This window comes from Myceligenerans crystallogenes (genome assembly GCF_039529775.1).
Taxonomy (GTDB): domain Bacteria; phylum Actinomycetota; class Actinomycetes; order Actinomycetales; family Cellulomonadaceae; genus Myceligenerans; species Myceligenerans crystallogenes.
In genome coordinates this window covers 91733-107774 of sequence record NZ_BAAANL010000008.1, presented here as the reverse complement: position 1 = coordinate 107774, position 16042 = coordinate 91733, and the positions used below count along the sequence as shown (strand labels likewise).

9 protein-coding genes are annotated in these 16042 nt (G+C 75.2%); 4 read left to right on the top strand and 5 right to left on the bottom strand.

What is annotated here, in order from left to right; all coding sequences use genetic code 11:
- The first annotated feature begins 20 nt into the window (after nt 1-20).
- Both ABD208_RS17690 and ABD208_RS17685 read left to right on the top strand, forming a co-directional pair.
- Nucleotides 21-5039, top strand: a complete 5019-nt coding sequence (locus ABD208_RS17690) for an Lhr family helicase (RefSeq protein ID WP_344105489.1) — start codon at nt 21-23, stop codon at nt 5037-5039.
- Nucleotides 5026-5826, top strand: a complete 801-nt coding sequence (locus tag ABD208_RS17685) for a DNA-formamidopyrimidine glycosylase family protein (RefSeq protein WP_344105487.1) — start codon at nt 5026-5028, stop codon at nt 5824-5826. The genes ABD208_RS17690 and ABD208_RS17685 overlap by 14 nt, the downstream gene beginning before the upstream one ends.
- Before the next feature lie 104 nt (nt 5827-5930).
- On the opposite strand, the gene ABD208_RS17680 is transcribed toward ABD208_RS17685, so the two are convergent.
- From ABD208_RS17680 to ABD208_RS17665, 4 genes are all read right to left on the bottom strand, one after another.
- The gene (locus ABD208_RS17680; RefSeq protein WP_344105485.1) at nt 5931-6287 is read right to left on the bottom strand and encodes a helix-turn-helix domain-containing protein; all 357 of its coding nucleotides are present in this window, start codon (nt 6285-6287) and stop codon (nt 5931-5933) included.
- 256 nt (nt 6288-6543) lie between these two features.
- On the bottom strand, nt 6544-7083 hold the full coding sequence (locus ABD208_RS17675; protein ID WP_425561126.1) for a CinA family protein: 540 nt from the start codon (nt 7081-7083) through the stop codon (nt 6544-6546).
- On the bottom strand, nt 7080-7673 hold the full coding sequence (gene pgsA / locus ABD208_RS17670) for a CDP-diacylglycerol--glycerol-3-phosphate 3-phosphatidyltransferase (RefSeq protein WP_344105483.1): 594 nt from the start codon (nt 7671-7673) through the stop codon (nt 7080-7082). The genes ABD208_RS17675 and pgsA overlap by 4 nt, the downstream gene beginning before the upstream one ends.
- 129 nt (nt 7674-7802) lie before the next feature.
- A complete protein-coding gene (locus tag ABD208_RS17665; protein WP_425561125.1) occupies nt 7803-10712 on the bottom strand; it encodes an FtsK/SpoIIIE family DNA translocase in 2910 nt (969 codons plus the stop codon).
- Nucleotides 10713-10858: 146 nt separating this feature from the next.
- On the opposite strand from ABD208_RS17665, the gene ABD208_RS17660 reads away from it, so the two are divergent.
- Nucleotides 10859-12733, top strand: a complete 1875-nt coding sequence (locus tag ABD208_RS17660) for an HSP90 family protein (protein ID WP_344105481.1) — start codon at nt 10859-10861, stop codon at nt 12731-12733.
- Entirely contained in the window at nt 12730-15123 is a 2394-nt protein-coding gene (locus ABD208_RS17655) for a hypothetical protein (protein ID WP_344105478.1), read from the top strand. The genes ABD208_RS17660 and ABD208_RS17655 overlap by 4 nt, the downstream gene beginning before the upstream one ends.
- A gap of 189 nt (nt 15124-15312) precedes the next feature.
- Here ABD208_RS17655 and ABD208_RS17650 read toward each other — a convergent pair whose 3' ends face one another.
- Entirely contained in the window at nt 15313-15966 is a 654-nt protein-coding gene (locus tag ABD208_RS17650) for a TetR/AcrR family transcriptional regulator (RefSeq protein ID WP_344105476.1), read from the bottom strand.
- Nucleotides 15967-16042: the final 76 nt, after the last annotated feature.

The following is a 16042-nucleotide window of genomic DNA, read 5'->3' as shown; positions in this document are numbered from 1 at the left end:
TCACGGAGCACAATGACGGCATGAGCGATCCGCTGCCCGGGTTCGGGCCCGCCACGCGCGCGTGGTTCACCGGCGCGTTCGAGCAGCCCACCCCGGCGCAGACCGGCGCGTGGGCGGCCGTGGCGCGCGGGGAGCACGCGCTCGTCGTCGCGCCCACCGGCTCCGGCAAGACGCTGGCCGCGTTCCTCTGGGCGATCGACCGCCTCATGACCTCCGAGCCGCCGCGGGACCCGGCGCGGCGCTGCCGCGTGCTGTACGTCTCCCCGCTCAAGGCGCTGGCGGCCGACGTCGAGCGCAACCTGCGCTCGCCCCTGACCGGCATCCGCCGGGCCGCCGCCCGCGAGCGCCTCCCGGTCGCCGAGGTGGTCGTGGGAACGCGGACCGGTGACACCCCGGCGGCGGAGCGCCGGGCGTTCGCGTCGCGTCCCCCGGATGTGCTGATCACGACGCCGGAGTCGTTGTTCCTGGTGCTGACGTCGGCCGCGCGGGCGGGGCTGGCGGGCGTGGAGACGGTGATCGTCGACGAGATCCACGCGGTGGCGGCCACGAAGCGAGGGGCGCACCTGGCGCTGAGCCTGGAGCGGCTGGACGAGTTGCTGGAGCGTCCGGCGCAGCGGATCGGCCTGTCGGCGACGGTGCGGCCGGTGGACGCGGTGGCGCGGTTCCTGTCGGGTGCGCGGACGGGTGACGGGGCACGCGAGGTGACGGTGGTGCAGCCGCCGTCGTCGAAGGCGTGGGACATCGACGTGGTGGTGCCGGTCCCGGACCTGGCGGACCTGGACGCGGTCGGGACGCCGGGCCTGGACTCGCCCGCGGCGGTCCCGTCCGGTGGTACCGGCCCGGCGGCCGACGACGGCGGGGCGGGCGGGCTCCCGTCCTGGGGGGCGGGACCGGACCTGACCGGCGCGGCGACACGTCCGGTGCGGCGCGCGTCGGTGTGGCCGCACGTCGAGGAGCGGGTGGTGGATCTGGTGTCGGCGCACACGTCGACGCTGGTGTTCACGAACTCGCGGCGGGGCGCCGAGCGGCTGACGGCCCGGATGAACGAGGTGTGGTCGGAGCGCCAGGGCCTCGAGGTGGACGATCCGTCGGCGACCTGGACGGCGGTGGTGCCGGGGCAGTCCGGGGTGAGCGCCGGGATCTCGGGCCCGCCGCCGCGCGGAATGCCCGAGGCCGTGCCCGGGCGCGCCGCCGGCGCGACCGTCATCGCGCGGGCGCACCACGGTTCGATGAGCCGCACGGAGCGGACGCAGACGGAGTCGGAGCTGAAGGCGGGCCTGCTGCCTGCCGTGGTGGCGACGAGCTCGCTGGAGCTGGGGATCGACATGGGCGCGGTCGACCTGGTGGTGCAGGTCGGGTCGCCGCCGTCGGTGGCGAGCGGGCTGCAGCGGATCGGCCGGGCGGGACACCAGGTCGGGGCGGTGTCCAAGGGCGTGATCTTCCCGATGTTCCGCGGGGACCTCGTGCCGTCGACGGTGATCGCGGAGCGGATGCGGGCGGGCGAGATCGAACGGCTGCGGGTCCCGGCGAACCCGCTGGACGTCCTGGCGCAGCAGGTCGTGGCGATGCTCGCGGTGGACGAGTGGTACGCGGAGGACCTGCTCGCCGTCGTGCGCCGGGCGGCGCCGTACACGGGGCTGGGCGACGCGACGTGGCGTGCCGTGCTCGACATGCTGGCCGGACGCTACCCCAGCGAGGACTTCGCCGAGCTGCGGGCCCGGATCACCTGGGACCGCACCACCGGCCTGCTGCGCGGGCGCCCGGGGGCGCTCCGGCTGGCCGCGACGAGCGGCGGGACGATCCCGGACCGCGGGCAGTACGGCGTCTTCCTGGCCACGGGTGACGACGGCGCGGCCGGCGACGGCGCCGGTCCGGGCCCGCGGCCACGGGGCGGGAAGCGCGTGGGCGAGCTCGACGAGGAGATGGTGTACGAGTCCCGGGTGGGTGACACGTTCACGCTGGGGTCGAGCACGTGGCGCATCGAGGACATCACCCCGGACCGCGTGCTGGTCACGCCCGCACCGGGGCTGCCGGGACGCCTGCCGTTCTGGAAGGGCGACACGCCGGGCCGCCCGGCCGAGCTGGGCCGCGCCGTCGGCGCGTTCGTCCGGAACGCCGGCGCCGCGCTCGCCGAGGATCCCGCACGGGGTCGTGACCTGCTGCGCGCCGCGGGCCTGGACCCGTGGGCGGCGGACAACCTCGCCACGTACCTCGTCCAGCAGCGTGAGGCGACCGGCCGCGTCCCCGACGACCGCACGATCGTCGTCGAGCGGTTCCGCGACGAGCTCGGCGACTGGCGCGTGGTGATCCACTCCCCGTTCGGCGCACGGGTGCACGCCCCGTGGTCGCTCGTGGTGGCCGCGCGGCTGCGCGCCCGGTTCGGCGTCGACGTCGCGGCGATGCATTCCGACGACGGCATCGTGCTGCGACTGCCCGACACCGGCGGATCCTGGGACGACCGCTACGGCGGGCCCACGACGCCGGGCACCGGGCCGGAGGTCTCCGCCAAGAGCGGGCACGACGGCGTGGTCACGCTCGACGACCTCCTCGTCGATCCGGACGAGGTGTTCGGGGCGGTCAGGGACGAGCTCGGCTCGTCGGTCATGTTCGCCGCGCGCTTCCGCGAGGCGGCCGCCCGCGCGCTGCTGCTCCCCCGGCGCCGCCCGGGCAAGCGGCAGCCGCTGTGGCAGCAGCGGCAGCGGTCGGCCCAGCTGCTGCAGGTCGCCGCCGAGTTCCCGGAGTTCCCGATCGTGCTGGAGGCGGCCCGCGAGTGCCTGCAGGACGACTTCGACGTCGCCGCCCTCACCGACCTGATGCGGGACGCCGCCGCCGGGCGCGTCCGCGTCCTGGAGACCACCACCGAGTCGCCGTCGCCGTTCGCGCAGGCGCTGCTGGTCGGTTACACCGCCCAGTTCCTGTACGACGGCGACGCCCCGCTCGCGGAACGCCGCGCCGCTGCCCTCTCCCTCGACCCCGACCTCCTGACCGAGCTGCTGGGCGAACGCTCGGCGGACCTCGCGGACCTGCTCGATCCCGACGCGATCCGCGGGTACGAGGACGAGCTGCAGGGCCTCGCCCCGGACCGCCGGGCACGGGACGCCGAGGACGTCTGGGACCTGCTCCGGCGCACGGGCCCGCATCCGCGGGCCGCGCTGGCCGCACGCACGACGCCGGACGCCCGCGACCAGCTGCCCGGCTGGCTCGCCGAACTCGAGCGCGGCCGCCGGATCATCAGGGTCCGGATGCCGGCCCCGGCGACGGCCGCCGGCTCCCGCCAGGGCCCGCCGGACGCGGCCGCCGGCGCGCCGTCCGACCTGGAGCAGTGGGCGGTGGCCGAGGACGCGGGCCGGCTCCGCGACGCGCTCGGGGTGGCCCTGCCGGCCGGGATCCCGGAGACCTTCACGGAACCGGTCACCGATCCCCTGGGCGATCTCGTGCGGCGGCACGCGCGCGGTCACGGGCCGTTCGCCGCGCACGACGTCGCCGCCCGGTTCGGCCTCGGCCTCGCGGTCGCCGCCGAGGCGCTCGCCCGCCTGGCGGCCGCCGGGCACGCGGTCCGGGGCCGCCTCCTGCCCGAGATCCTCGGCGGCGCCGGCGACGAGTGGTGCGACCCGGACGTGCTGCGGGTCCTGCGCAGGCGCTCCCTCGCCGCGCTGCGGGCGGAGGTCGAGCCCGTCGAGCAGGAAGCCCTCGGCGTGTTCCTGCCCCGGTGGCAGGGCATCGGCACCGGGGACCTGCGCGGCACCGACGGGCTGCTGCAGGCGGTGGAGCAGCTCGCCGGAGCGGTCGTGCCGGCGTCGGCCCTCGAGACGCTCGTGCTGCCCGCCCGCGTGCCCGGCTACCGCCCCGCGCTGCTCGACGAGCTCACCGCCGCGGGCGAGATCCTGTGGTGCGGCCACGGCCGCCTGGCCGGATCGGGCGGCGGCGACGGCCTCGTCTCGCTCCACCTGGCCGACGGCGCGCCGCTGACCCTCCCGCTCCCCGAGCCCATCGAGCCGGACGGTCCGATCGACACCGCCCTGCACCGGGTCGTGCTCGACCTGCTGCACGGATCCGGAGGCTACTTCCTGCCCCGGATCGCCGAGCTGTCCGCCGCCGACCCGACCGCCGTCCTCGAGACGCTCTGGGACCTGACCTGGTCCGGGCACGTGACGAACGACGGGCTGGGAGCCCTCCGCGAGCGCCTCGGCGGTGCGGGTGGCGCGCACCGGGCGCCGCGCGGTGCGGGCCGGGCCAGGCCGGCGCGCAGGTCGCGTTTCGCGGTGCAGCATCCGTCCGCGTTCTCGCCGGGGCGCCCGGCGTCGTCCCTGGCCGTGGCGCGAACCCCCAGCGGTGGCGGCGGGCGGTGGTCGGCGCTGCCGCTGCGGGAGCAGGACCCGACGCTGCGGGCCCATGCGACGGCGCAGGTGCTCCTGGACCGGCACGGCGTCCTGACGCGGCCCGCCGCGGCGGCGGAGGGCGTCACGGGCGGCTACCGGGACGTGTACCGGGTGCTGTCGGAGCTGGAGCAGCGCGGCGGGGTGCGCCGCGGGTACTTCGTGGAGCATCTCGGGGGCTCGCAGTTCGCGCTGCCGGGCGCCGTCGACGCCCTGCGGAACGACGCGCAGGATCGCTCCCGCCGGGCGGGGCGCGGGGCCGCCGGGACGGCCGTCCTGCTGGCCGCGACCGATCCGGCGAACCCGTACGGGGCGGCGCTGGCCTGGCCGGGAACAGGGCCGGACGGCCCGGGAGCGCACCGGCCGGGGCGGAAGGCGGGGGCGGTGGTGGTGCTGGTCGACGGCGAGCTGGTGCTGTTCGTGGAGCGCGGCGGGCGGAGCCTGCTGTCGTTCGGGCGGGACCCGGCGCGGCTGACCGCCGCGGCGGCGGAGCTGGCCCGGTCGGCATCGGAGGGACTGCTGGGGAAGCTGGTGGTGGAGCGGATCGACGGCGCGGGAGCGCTGCGGTCGGCGGGGTCGGGCGATCTGGTCGCGGCGGCGCTGACCCAGGCGGGGTTCGCCGTCACGCCGCGCGGGCTGCGGGTGTCGCATGCCCGAGGGTGACGTGCTGCGGCTGACCGCCGAGCGGCTCGACGCGGCGCTCGCCGGGCGCGTCCTGGTGCGCGCGGAACTGCGCTGGCCGAGCGCCGCGGGCGCGCAGCTGGCCGGGCGCACGGTGCTGTGCACCGTCCCGTACGGCAAGCACCTGTTCACGAGGTTCGACGACGGCCGCACGCTGCACACCCACCTGCGCATGGACGGGCAGTGGCGGGTGGAGCGCACGGGGTCGCGCGCGGCCGCGGCCCGCCACCCCGTGGTCCGGGCCGTGCTGGCGAACGAGCCGTGGACCTGCGCGGGATGGCGGCTCGGCATGCTGGACCTGCTCGCCACACACGACGAACCCCGCGTCCTGGCTGGCCTCGGCCCGGACGTCCTCGCGCCGGACTTCGACGCCGGCGTCCCGGGATCGCGCCTGCCCGACGGCGTCGGGCGCCTGCTGGCCGACCCGGCGCGGCCGCTGTGCGACGTCCTGCTCGACCAGCGCACGGTCGCCGGCATCGGCACGATCTGGATGGCCGAGTCGCTGTTCGCGTGCCGGCTGAATCCCTGGACCCCGGCAGGGGACCTCGGCGAGGAGCGCGCCGCCGCCCTGCTGAGCCGGGCCCGGGACCTCATGCTGCGCAGCGTGCAGGTGGCGCGCGTGCGCGGGCTGGGCGGCGTCCAGCTGTCGGCGCACGGCCGCCTGGGGCAGCCCTGCCGCCGCTGCCGCACGCCCGTCGCCGTGGGCACCGCGAACGAGCCGCCCTTCGAGCGGCCCGTCTTCTGGTGCCCCACCTGTCAGAGGGCCTGACGCCACGCCCGTCGGACACGAGAACGGGCGCCCCACCCGAGGGTGCGGCGCCCGTCGTACGAGCCGGACGGCTGCGGTCAGCGCTTCCGCCGACCTGCTTCGTGCTAGCCGACCGTCGCCAGGTCCTTGCGTGCGGCGCTCCGCTTCGATGCGGAACGGTCGCCGCGGGCCAGCAGCCCCTGCATGAAGTCCGCGGGGATCGTGTCGGGGATCTCGGGAAGGATGCCTTCGGCGACCGCGACACGGTCGCTGACCTCGCGCAGGATGCGCGACAGCGGTACGTCGAGGGCGTCGCAGATCGAGCCCAGCAGCTCGGAGGACGCCTCCTTCTGACCGCGTTCGACCTCGCTCAGGTAGCCGAGGGACACTCGTGCCGCAGAGGACACCTCACGCAGGGTGCGCCCCTGGAGTTGACGCACATCTCTCAGCACGTCACCGATCTCTTGCCGCATTACGACCATCTCGCGCCCCCTTCCCGTGCCTGTCTCGTTCCCGGTTGCGTCCGTCCCCGTGGCGCGGGAGACGACCGCACGTGCCTTACCTCTGTGCTCTGCGCCTCCGGGGTTCGTCCTACGGTACCCCGTTGCCGTCGAGCCATGACGCCGGGCCGGACCCGTCGACTTCTTCGCGATCACGACCGATCCAACGTCACTGGTCCGACTCTTGTTCCCGAGGGCCATGCTCGTCAAGGGTTTTGCAAGAATTGACCAAGAAGTTTCACCCTTTGGCAACTGCACCCGACAAATCCGAGATCGTGCCCAGGGCGAGCTCGAGGGCTCCGGCGACCGCTCCGGCGATCACGTCGGGCCGGGATCCGGACAGGTCGAGGCGCCGGACCTGGTCGATCCCGGGGCCGCTGACGGCGATGTACACGACTCCCGGCGAGTTCCCGTCCTGCGGGTCGGGGCCGGCCACCCCGGTCGTCGAGATCCCGACGTCCGCGCCGGTCGCGATCCGCACTCCGGCAGCCATCTGCGAGGCCACGTCCGGGTCAACCGCGCCCCGTTCGGCCAGCAGTCCGGCGTCGACGCCGAGCAGGCCGGCCTTGAGGTCCGTCGCGTACGCGACGATGCCGCCCCTGAGCACCGCGGACGTCCCGGGGACGGCCACGAGCGCCGAGGTCACGCCGCCGCCGGTCAGCGACTCGGCGACGCCGAGCGTCCAGCGGCGCAGGCCGAGCACGGCCAGCAGTTCGCCGGCGGTCACCCGCGGCTCCGCCCCGTCCTCGCCCGCGGCCCGCGCACCCAGCGGGATCACGCCCCGGCCCGCGACCCGCGCCGCGCCGAACGCCGGATCCTCCAGCCCTGGTAGGCGTAGTCCAGCCCGGTGACCACCGTGACGACGATCGCGGCCAGCATGACGATCCAGGCGATCAGCGTGAGCCACGGCAGGTCGTCGCGCGGCAGCAGGAACGCGGTGATCGCCACCGCCTGCAGGACGGTCTTGAGCTTGCCGCCCCGCGAGGCGGGCATCACGACGTACTTGAGGACCGCCATCCGCATCCATGTGATGCCGAGCTCCCGCGCCAGGATCACGGCGGGAACCCACCAGGGCAGCTCGCCCACGGGCCACCACAGGAGCACCAGGGCCGCGCCCACCAGGAGCTTGTCGGCGATCGGGTCGAGCAGCTTGCCCAGATCCGTGATCAGGTTGCGCGACCGGGCCAGGTAGCCGTCCACCTTGTCGGACAGGGCCGCGACCACGAAGATCGCCGTGGCCACCAGCCGCCAGGTGTCCGACTCCCCGCCGTCCACCAGGAGCGCCCAGGCGAACACGGGGACCATCGCGATGCGGAGCATCGTGACATAGTTCGCCACGTTCCAGGGCGACGGCGCGTCGTTGACCATTCACCCACCCTAATGGCGCGACGGGCCGCTCCCCGAATCGCGGGCGGCGATGCGAGCCCGCAGGCCACGTCCGCCCCGCGCCCGCCCGGCCGGCTCGACCGCGGCCCCGGGCGGGCGCGGCGCCCGCCGCTAGCGAATGTCGCGCTCGACAGTGACCGCCCCGCCGAAGTCGTCCTCGTCCTCGTCCTCGGCCACCCCGCCGGGGCCGGGCTCCGCCTGGGGCCCCGTGCCGTCGCCGCTCCCGGCGCCTCCCTCCCGTGGATCGTCCTCGTCCTGGTCGTAGAGCCGCGTCGTGTCCCCGCGGATGAGCGCGAGCGCCGACGGCAGGTCGTCCGCCGCCACGAGCACGTCGCGCGCCTTGGATCCCTCCGACGGCCCGACGATCTCGCGCGACTCCAGCAGGTCCATCAGCCGGCCCGCCTTGGCGAACCCGACGCGCAGCTTGCGCTGCAGCATGGACGTCGAGCCGAACTGCGTGGTGACGATCAGCTCCGCCGCCTGCAGCAGCAGGTCGAGGTCGTCGCCGATGTCCTCGTCGATCTGCTTCCGCGCCGCCGCGGCGACCGCGACGTCCTCCCGGTACACGGGCTTGAGCTGCGCCTTGACGTGCTCCACGACCAGCTCGACCTCGGACTCGGTGACCCAGGCGCCCTGCACGCGCATCGGCTTGGCCGCACCCATCGGCAGGAACAGCGCGTCGCCCTGGCCGATCAGCTTCTCCGCGCCGGGCTGGTCGAGCACGACGCGGGAGTCCGCGAGCGACGACGTCGCGAACGCCAGCCGCGAGGGCACGTTCGCCTTGATCAGGCCCGTGACGACGTCGACCGACGGGCGCTGGGTGGCCAGCACCAGGTGGATCCCGGCGGCCCGGGCGAGCTGCGTGATCCGCTGGATCGACGCCTCGACGTCGCGCGGCGCCACCATCATGAGGTCCGCGAGCTCGTCGACGACGACCAGGAGGTAGGGGTACGGCGCGATCTTGCGCTCCGAGCCGGGCAGCGGCTTGACCTTGCCCACCCGCACCGCGGCGTTGAAGTCGTCGACGTGCTTGTAGCCGAACTCCGCGAGGTCGTCGTACCGGGCGTCCATCTCGCGCACCACCCAGTCGAGGGCCTCGGCGGCCTTCTTCGGGCTGGTGATGATCGGCGTGATGAGGTGCGGGATGCCCTCGTAGATCGTCAGCTCGACGCGCTTGGGGTCCACCAGCACCATGCGGACCTGCTCCGGCGTCGCGCGCATCAGCACCGAGGTGATCATCGAGTTGATGAAGCTCGACTTGCCCGCGCCCGTCGCGCCGGCGACCAGGATGTGCGGCATCTTGGCGAGGTTGGCCACCACGTAGCCGCCCTCGACGTCCTTGCCGACGCCCATCACCATCGGGTGCTCGGTGCGGCGCGCGGCCGACGAGCGCAGCACGTCGCCCAGTACGACCGTCTCGCGGTCGGAGTTCGGGATCTCGATCCCGATCGCGGACTTGCCCGGGATCGGGGCCAGGATCCGCACGTCGGCGCTCGCCACCGCGTACGCGATGTTGTTGGACAGGGAGGTGATCCGCTCGACCTTGGTCTTGTGCCCGACCTCGATCTCGTACCGGGTCACCGTCGGGCCGCGCGTGAAGCCGGTGACCTGCGCGTCCACGCCGAACTGCTCGAACACGCCCGTGAGGCTCTCCACGACCCTGTCGTTGGCCGCCGACCGCTTCTTGTGCGGCGGCCCCTCGACCAGCAGCGACTCCTCGGGCAGGAGGTAGACGGTGTCGCCGTCGAACATCGGCTGCTCGCCGCGCGGCATGGGCGCCGGCGCCGCGGGCGGCTTGGGCGCACCCGCCTTCCGGGACGGCGCCGTCCCGGCGGGACCGTCGCCGACGGCGCCCGGCCCGACGGCGGTCACGCCCTTCTCGTCCGGGATCTCCCCCGTGGGGATCCGCTGCGTGGCCGGCCTGGGGCCCCGGCCGGCCCCGGCGTCGTCGGCGGGCGCGCGGAACGCCGCCTTCTCGAACGCCTCGTCACCCACGTACCCCTTGACGCCCTTGCGCTTGCGGCCCCGCTCGCCCCGCTCGCCCCGCGGGACCGGCGGCGCGTCGTCGCCGGGTTCGTCGCCGCCCGCACCCGGGCGGTGGTTGCCCGTGAGCCGGTCGTAGACGCCGATCAGGCGCGCCGGGATGCGATGGACCGGCGTGGCCGTCACGATGAGCAGCCCGAAGAACGTGGCCAGCACGTACAGCGGGATCGCGAACCACTGGGTCAGCCCGGTCACGACCGGCGTGGCGAAGAGGAAACCGATCACGCCGCCCGCGTTCTGCACGGCCGCGAACCCGTCGTCGGCGGGCGAGGGCAGCCCCTCGCCGATGTGCACCAGCGCGCACACGGACACGACGACGAACGTCAGCCCGATCGTCACCCGCCCGTTGGCCTGCGCCCGCTCGGGATGGCGCATCATCCGCAGCGCGATCCACACCAGCAGCACCGGCAGCGCGACGCCGGCCACGCCGAGCGTGCCGGCCACCACGGCATGGACGCCGTCCCCGAAGGGTCCGTCGATCCCCCACCACTCCCGCGCGGCCACGACGACGGCGAGCGCGAGCAGGAAGAAGCCGACGCCGTCGGCCCGGTGATCGGGCGCGGCCCCGGCCGGCGTCGCGCCGGCCGGGGCCGTGCCCGCCTTCGCCGTGCCGGACCCGGGGCCCGTCTCCTTGGCGTCCTTCACGTTCCTGCCCGCCTTGCTCACGTCGTCCTCCCCCTCGGCCGGGCCGGTGCCCGGGTACCGCGGGCCGACGGCGCGGGTCGCGCCGCCCACCGCGTGCGCCATCCCCATCCACGTCCCGCGCGCGGCCCGCACGGGCCAGGATCGCGCGATCCCCCGGCTGCCGGGGTCGTCGCTCCTCGCGGCCGCGGGCGCCTTGCCCGTCTTGCCCTGGGCCGGGGCCCCGCGGGCACGGGAGCCCGCACCCGCGCCCTTCCGTGGCTGGGGTGCGTGCCTGCGCGAGGTGGACCTGCCGGACCTGCCGCCCCGGCTCCCACCCGTGGATCGGGTCGCCATGATGCAGCCCACGGTAGCCAGCCCCACCGACACTCCCCGCGATCCTCCCCGGTGTGTCCGGTTCCGGTCAGGTCACGTCCCGAGGGATCCAGGCCCGGAAAGGACTCGCGGAAGTGTCGTACTCCCCCGATAACATCGCGCGCATCATGACCCAGAACACACCCGCGCCTCCCGCGCACACCTTCCAGGTCGACCTGCGAGGCCTCGTCGACCTGCTGTCCCAGCATCTCTACGCGAGCCCCCGCGTCTTCGTCCGCGAGCTGCTCCAGAACGGCGTCGACGCCGTCACCGCCCGGCGCTCGCTCGATCCCGGCTGCCCGGACTCGATCCGGTTCACGGCCGACGGCGCCGTGCTGCGCGTCACGGACACCGGCATCGGGCTCACCGAGGACGAGGTCCACCGCCTGCTCGCCACGATCGGGCGCAGCTCCAAGCGCGACGGGCTCGACGAGGCCCGCAAGGAGTTCCTCGGCCAGTTCGGCATCGGCCTGCTCGCGTGCTTCGTCGTCGCCGAGACGATCCGCGTGGTGAGCCGCTCGGCCCGTACGCCGGACGCGACGCCCGTGGAGTGGATCGCCCGCGGCGACGGCTCCTACACGGTCCGCACGCTCAGCGACTCCGACCTGGCCGAGGCCACCGGGGGGACCGAGCCGGGCACCACCGTGTTCCTGGAGGCGCGGCGCGGCTGCGAGCACTGGTTCGACGGCGCGACGGTCGCCGAGCTGGCCGCGGACTTCGGCTCGTTGCTGCCGTACGACGTCGTCGTCGGCGAGCGCCGGATCACCGGCGAACCGGCCCCGTGGGCGACGGCGCACCCCGGCCCGGCGGCCCGGCAGGCCGCACTGTCCGCGTACTGCCAGGACACGTTCGGCTTCGCCCCGCTCGACTCGATCGAGCTCGACCTGCCGCTCGTCGGGGTGCGGGGCGTGGCCTACGTGCTGCCCGGCCAGGTCAGCCCCGCGCAGCGCGGGGGCCACCGGGTTCATCTCAAGGGCATGCTGCTCACCGACCGGGCGGACGCGCTCCTGCCGGACTGGGCCTTCTTCGTGCGCTGCGTCCTGGACACCGACGCGCTCCGCCCGACCGCGAGCCGCGAGGCGCTCTACGAGGACGAGACGCTGGCGGTGGTCCGCGACGCGCTGGGGGCCCGGGTCCGGGAGTGGCTCGCCGAGTTGTCGGTCTCCGCGCCGGACCGCCTGCGGCGCTTCCTGTCGGTGCACCACCTCGGCGTCAAGGCGCTCGCGCTGCACGACGACGAGGTGCTGCGGCTCATGCTGCCCTGGCTCCCGTTCGAGACGACCGACGGCGAGCTCACGCTCGACGAGCTGGCCCGGCGGCACGACACCGTGCGGTACACGCGGACGGTCGACGAGTTCCGGCAGGTCTCCGCGATCGCCGCGGCCCAGGGCCTCGCCGTCGTGAACGGCGGCTACACCTACGACGCCGACCTGGTGGCCCGGCTGCCCGAGATCCGCCCGCAGGTCGCGGTGGCGGAACTGGACGCCTCCGCGGTCACGGCGCATCTCGACCCGGTGGACCCGCTCGACGAGCTGGCGCTCGGCCCGGTCCTGGCGACCGCGCGGGCCCGGCTGGACCCGCTCGGCTGCGACGTCGTCCTGCGGTCCTTCCATCCCGCCTCCCTGGCCGCCCTGCACCTCGACGACCGGGCCGCCCGGGCCGAGCGGGCGCGGGCCGAGGCCGAGGCGAGCGCCGACGACCTCTGGTCGGGCATCCTCGGGGCGCTCAAGGAGAGCACGCCGCGCTCCCGGCTGGTGCTCAACCACGCGAGCCCGCTCGTGCGCCGGGTGGGGGCGATCGACGACCAGGAGCTCGCCGGCCTCGCCGTCGAGGCGCTGTACGGGCAGGCGCTGCTCCAGGCGCGCCGGCCCCTGCGGCCGGTCGACCAGGCGCTGGTGAACCGCGCGTTCGCGGGCCTGCTGGAGTGGGCGACGCCGACGCCGCAGGCAGGCCTCGACCAGCAGGACGAACCCGACCGGCACGACGACGAGGACGACCGATGACCGAGATCAACGACCTGGCGAGCCTCCAGCAGGCGATCTGGGACTCGCAGCGCCTGCCGCGCGGGACGGCCCGCGTCACGGCGGCCGAGGAGCTGACCGAACGCGCCGCGGCCCTCGGGCCGAAGGAGCACGCCAAGGCGCTGATCCATCAGATCGAGGCGCTCTACTACACGGACTACTCCGAGCGGATCATGACGCCGTTCGCGACCGCGCTGCGCCTCTACGACCAGGACCCGGGCTCCTTCGACCACTGGGACACCCACTCGCTGTTCTGGACGTTCAAGTGGGTCACCAACGGCATGCACGATCTCCCGCAGGTCCCGCTCGCCTCGATCGAGGCGTGGCTCGCGCGGATGCGGGAGCGGTACGCGGCCGCCGGGCACACGGAACGCGCGGTGGCCATGTGCGAGTACCAGCTCGCCCAGCACGTGGGTGACACCGGACGGGCGGCGCTGGCGTACGCCCGGTGGATCACCGCGGACCGTGGTGAGATGGCCGACTGCGACACGTGCGAGACCCGGGAGCAGGGCCGGTGGCTCCTGGAGTCCGAGGGCGACGACGCGGCGCTGGAGCGATGGCAGCCGATCCTGACCGGAGGCGAGACCTGCGGCGAGGAACCGCACGTCACGCTGGCGGATTCCCTGCTGCCCCTGGTCCGCACCGGCCGGCTCGACGAGGCACGCAGGAACCACCTGCGCGGCTACGAGCTGGCCAAGGGCCAGGAGAACCTCGTCCGCTCGGTCGCCGACCACGTCGAGTTCTGCGCGCTGACCGGGAACGAGGGCCGCGGGCTCGAGATCCTGGCCGCGCACCGCGGGCACCTCGGCCCCGGGGACGTACCGGACACGCGCATGTGGTTCCTGGCGGCGGCCGCGCTGCTGATGGACCGCCTCGTCGCCCTGGGGCGCGGCGAGCTCCGCGTACCCGGGCCGGACGGCACCGAGCCGACCGCCGCCGAGCTCGCCGCGCACGCGCGAGCGGAGGCGCTCGCCCTCGCCGCACGGTTCGACGAGCGCAACGGCACGCAGGCGGTGAGCGACCGGGTCCGGGCGCGCCTCGACGCCGAACCACTCCTGGCGCGGCTTCCGCTCGGCCTGCGAGCGGCCCTGCCGCAGGTGGAACCCGCCTCCGCCCCGCCGTCCGGCCCGGCGGTCGCGCCGTCCTCGTCCCCGGATCCCGCGGCCACGCCGTCGCCGGACGCGGAGAAGGCCGACGAGGACACCGTCGGCCCGCAGGGCGACGACGGGGCACAAGCTGCCGTCATCGAGGCCGTCGACCGGTTCGAGAAGGCGAGGGAGGCCGGCGATCTCGCCGCCGCCCGGACCGCCCTCACGGAGGCCCTGGACCTGGCGGGCGACCGAGCCCGTCCGGACTGGCGCGCCGTCACGCACCTGAATCTCAGCGACGTCCTCTCCGAGGCCGACGACCTGACCGGCGCCGTCCACCACGCGCTCGAGGCGGTGTCCTGGGCGGATCTCGCGGACCGCGGGCTGGCCGCGTTCATGCGGGTGCGGCTCGGCGGGATCCTGCTGCGCCAGGACCAGCACGCCGAGGCCGGGCCGGTGCTGGAGCAGGCCCTGCCTGACCTGTCGGCCGAGCGGCACGGGGACGGCGTGATCGTCCAGGTGCGCTGGTGGCTCGGCGACTGCTACCGGGCCCTCGACGAGTACGCCGAGGCCGCCAGGCACTGGCTGGAGGCCGCCCGCATCGCGGAACACTGGGAGGACCAGCACGACCACGCCATGCTCGCGACCCTCGCCGCGGAGGCGCTCGGCCGCACGCCGGGCGACTCCGGCCGATCGGCCGCCGCGTACCGGCGCGCCGCGGACCTCTGGGCGATCGCGGGCGAGCCGGGGCAACGCGTCAAGGCGCTCCGGTCCCTGGCGTGGCGCCTCCGGCACGACGACGCCGCGGCGGCGTCCGCGGTCATGGAGGAGGCCACGCGCTGCTGCGAGGAGGCGGGCGACGCGCTGGACCCCCTGGAAACGGCGGAAACCCTCGTCCAGCACGCCCGGGTGATCGCCGACGACGAGGACACGGACGACGGCCGGTACGAGGGGCTGTTCGACGGCGCGCTCCCCCGCGCCGCCGATCTCGCGGCCCGCGCCGAGACGCTGTTCCGGCACGCTCTCGGCGCACCTGCCGACGCCTCCGGCGCGCACGGCACGGACGGCACGGACGGCACGGACGGTGCGGACCCGCAGGACGACCTCCTGCGCCGCTGGGCAGGCGTCGCGCTGCTGGCGGCCGACCTCGCCCTGGCCACCGGCGCACCCGACCGCGCCCGCTCGCTCGTCACGGACGTGGAGCAGGCCTATCCGGACGCGGGCGAGCACGACTGGCCCCGCCACTACTGCGCCTGGATCCGCGGCCTGGCCGACGGCGCCTGAGCACACCGCACTCCACGGGCGGCCGCGTCCCCGCGCGGCCGCCCGGCACACGCACCGCCCGGCACACGCCGGGCCCGACACGCACCGGGCGGGACACGCACGCGCCGGGCCCGACACGCGCCGCCCGGCACGCACCGGGCGAGACATGGTCACGATCGGCCGACGTCGGCGGTGAGCTCCACCGGCCCCTCAGAACGCGGCGAGCTGCGGGCCCAGCGAGCTCATGATCTCGGTGTAGCGGCGTTCGCGGGTCCCGGCGTCGCCGTCCAGGAGTCCGGCGAGCTCCAGGGACACCAGGCCGTGCGCCAGGCCCCAGAGGCCGATCGCGACCGTCTCGGCGTGGCCGGCGGGGGCCTCGGCGGGCAGTACCCGGGCGACGGCGTCGCGCAGCACCTCGAACGTCTCCGCCGGCGGGATCGCGGGGTCCCCCGGATCCGCCGCACGGGATCCCGCCACGGGCCCGGCGTCGTCGGCCCCTCCGTCGTATCCGGCCCCCTCCGCGACGGCGCCGCGCCGCTCGAACATGACGCGGTAGAAATGCGGGTCGTCGAGCGCCGACGCGCGGTACGCGAGCCCCAGCGCGAGCAGGTCGCGCCCGGGATCGTCGCTGCGCCCGGCGGCCGCCAGGTGCGCCGCGAACCGCCGGAACCCCTCGGCCGTCACCGCCTCCACCAGCTTCTCCCGCGAGCCGAACAGCGCGTAGACCGCCGACGGGCTCGTGCCCGACGCCGCGGCGACCGAGCGCACGGTGACACCGCCCTCCCCCCGCTCGGAGATCGTCCGGGACGCGACTTCGAGCAGCCGGGTGCGCAGGGCGTCGTCGTAGGTGCGAGGTCGTGCCATGCCGGCGAGTCTAGGCACCTTGACCGGGATTCGGGAACGGTGTTTCATAACAGTGTTACGAAACGTGGGCGCGGGG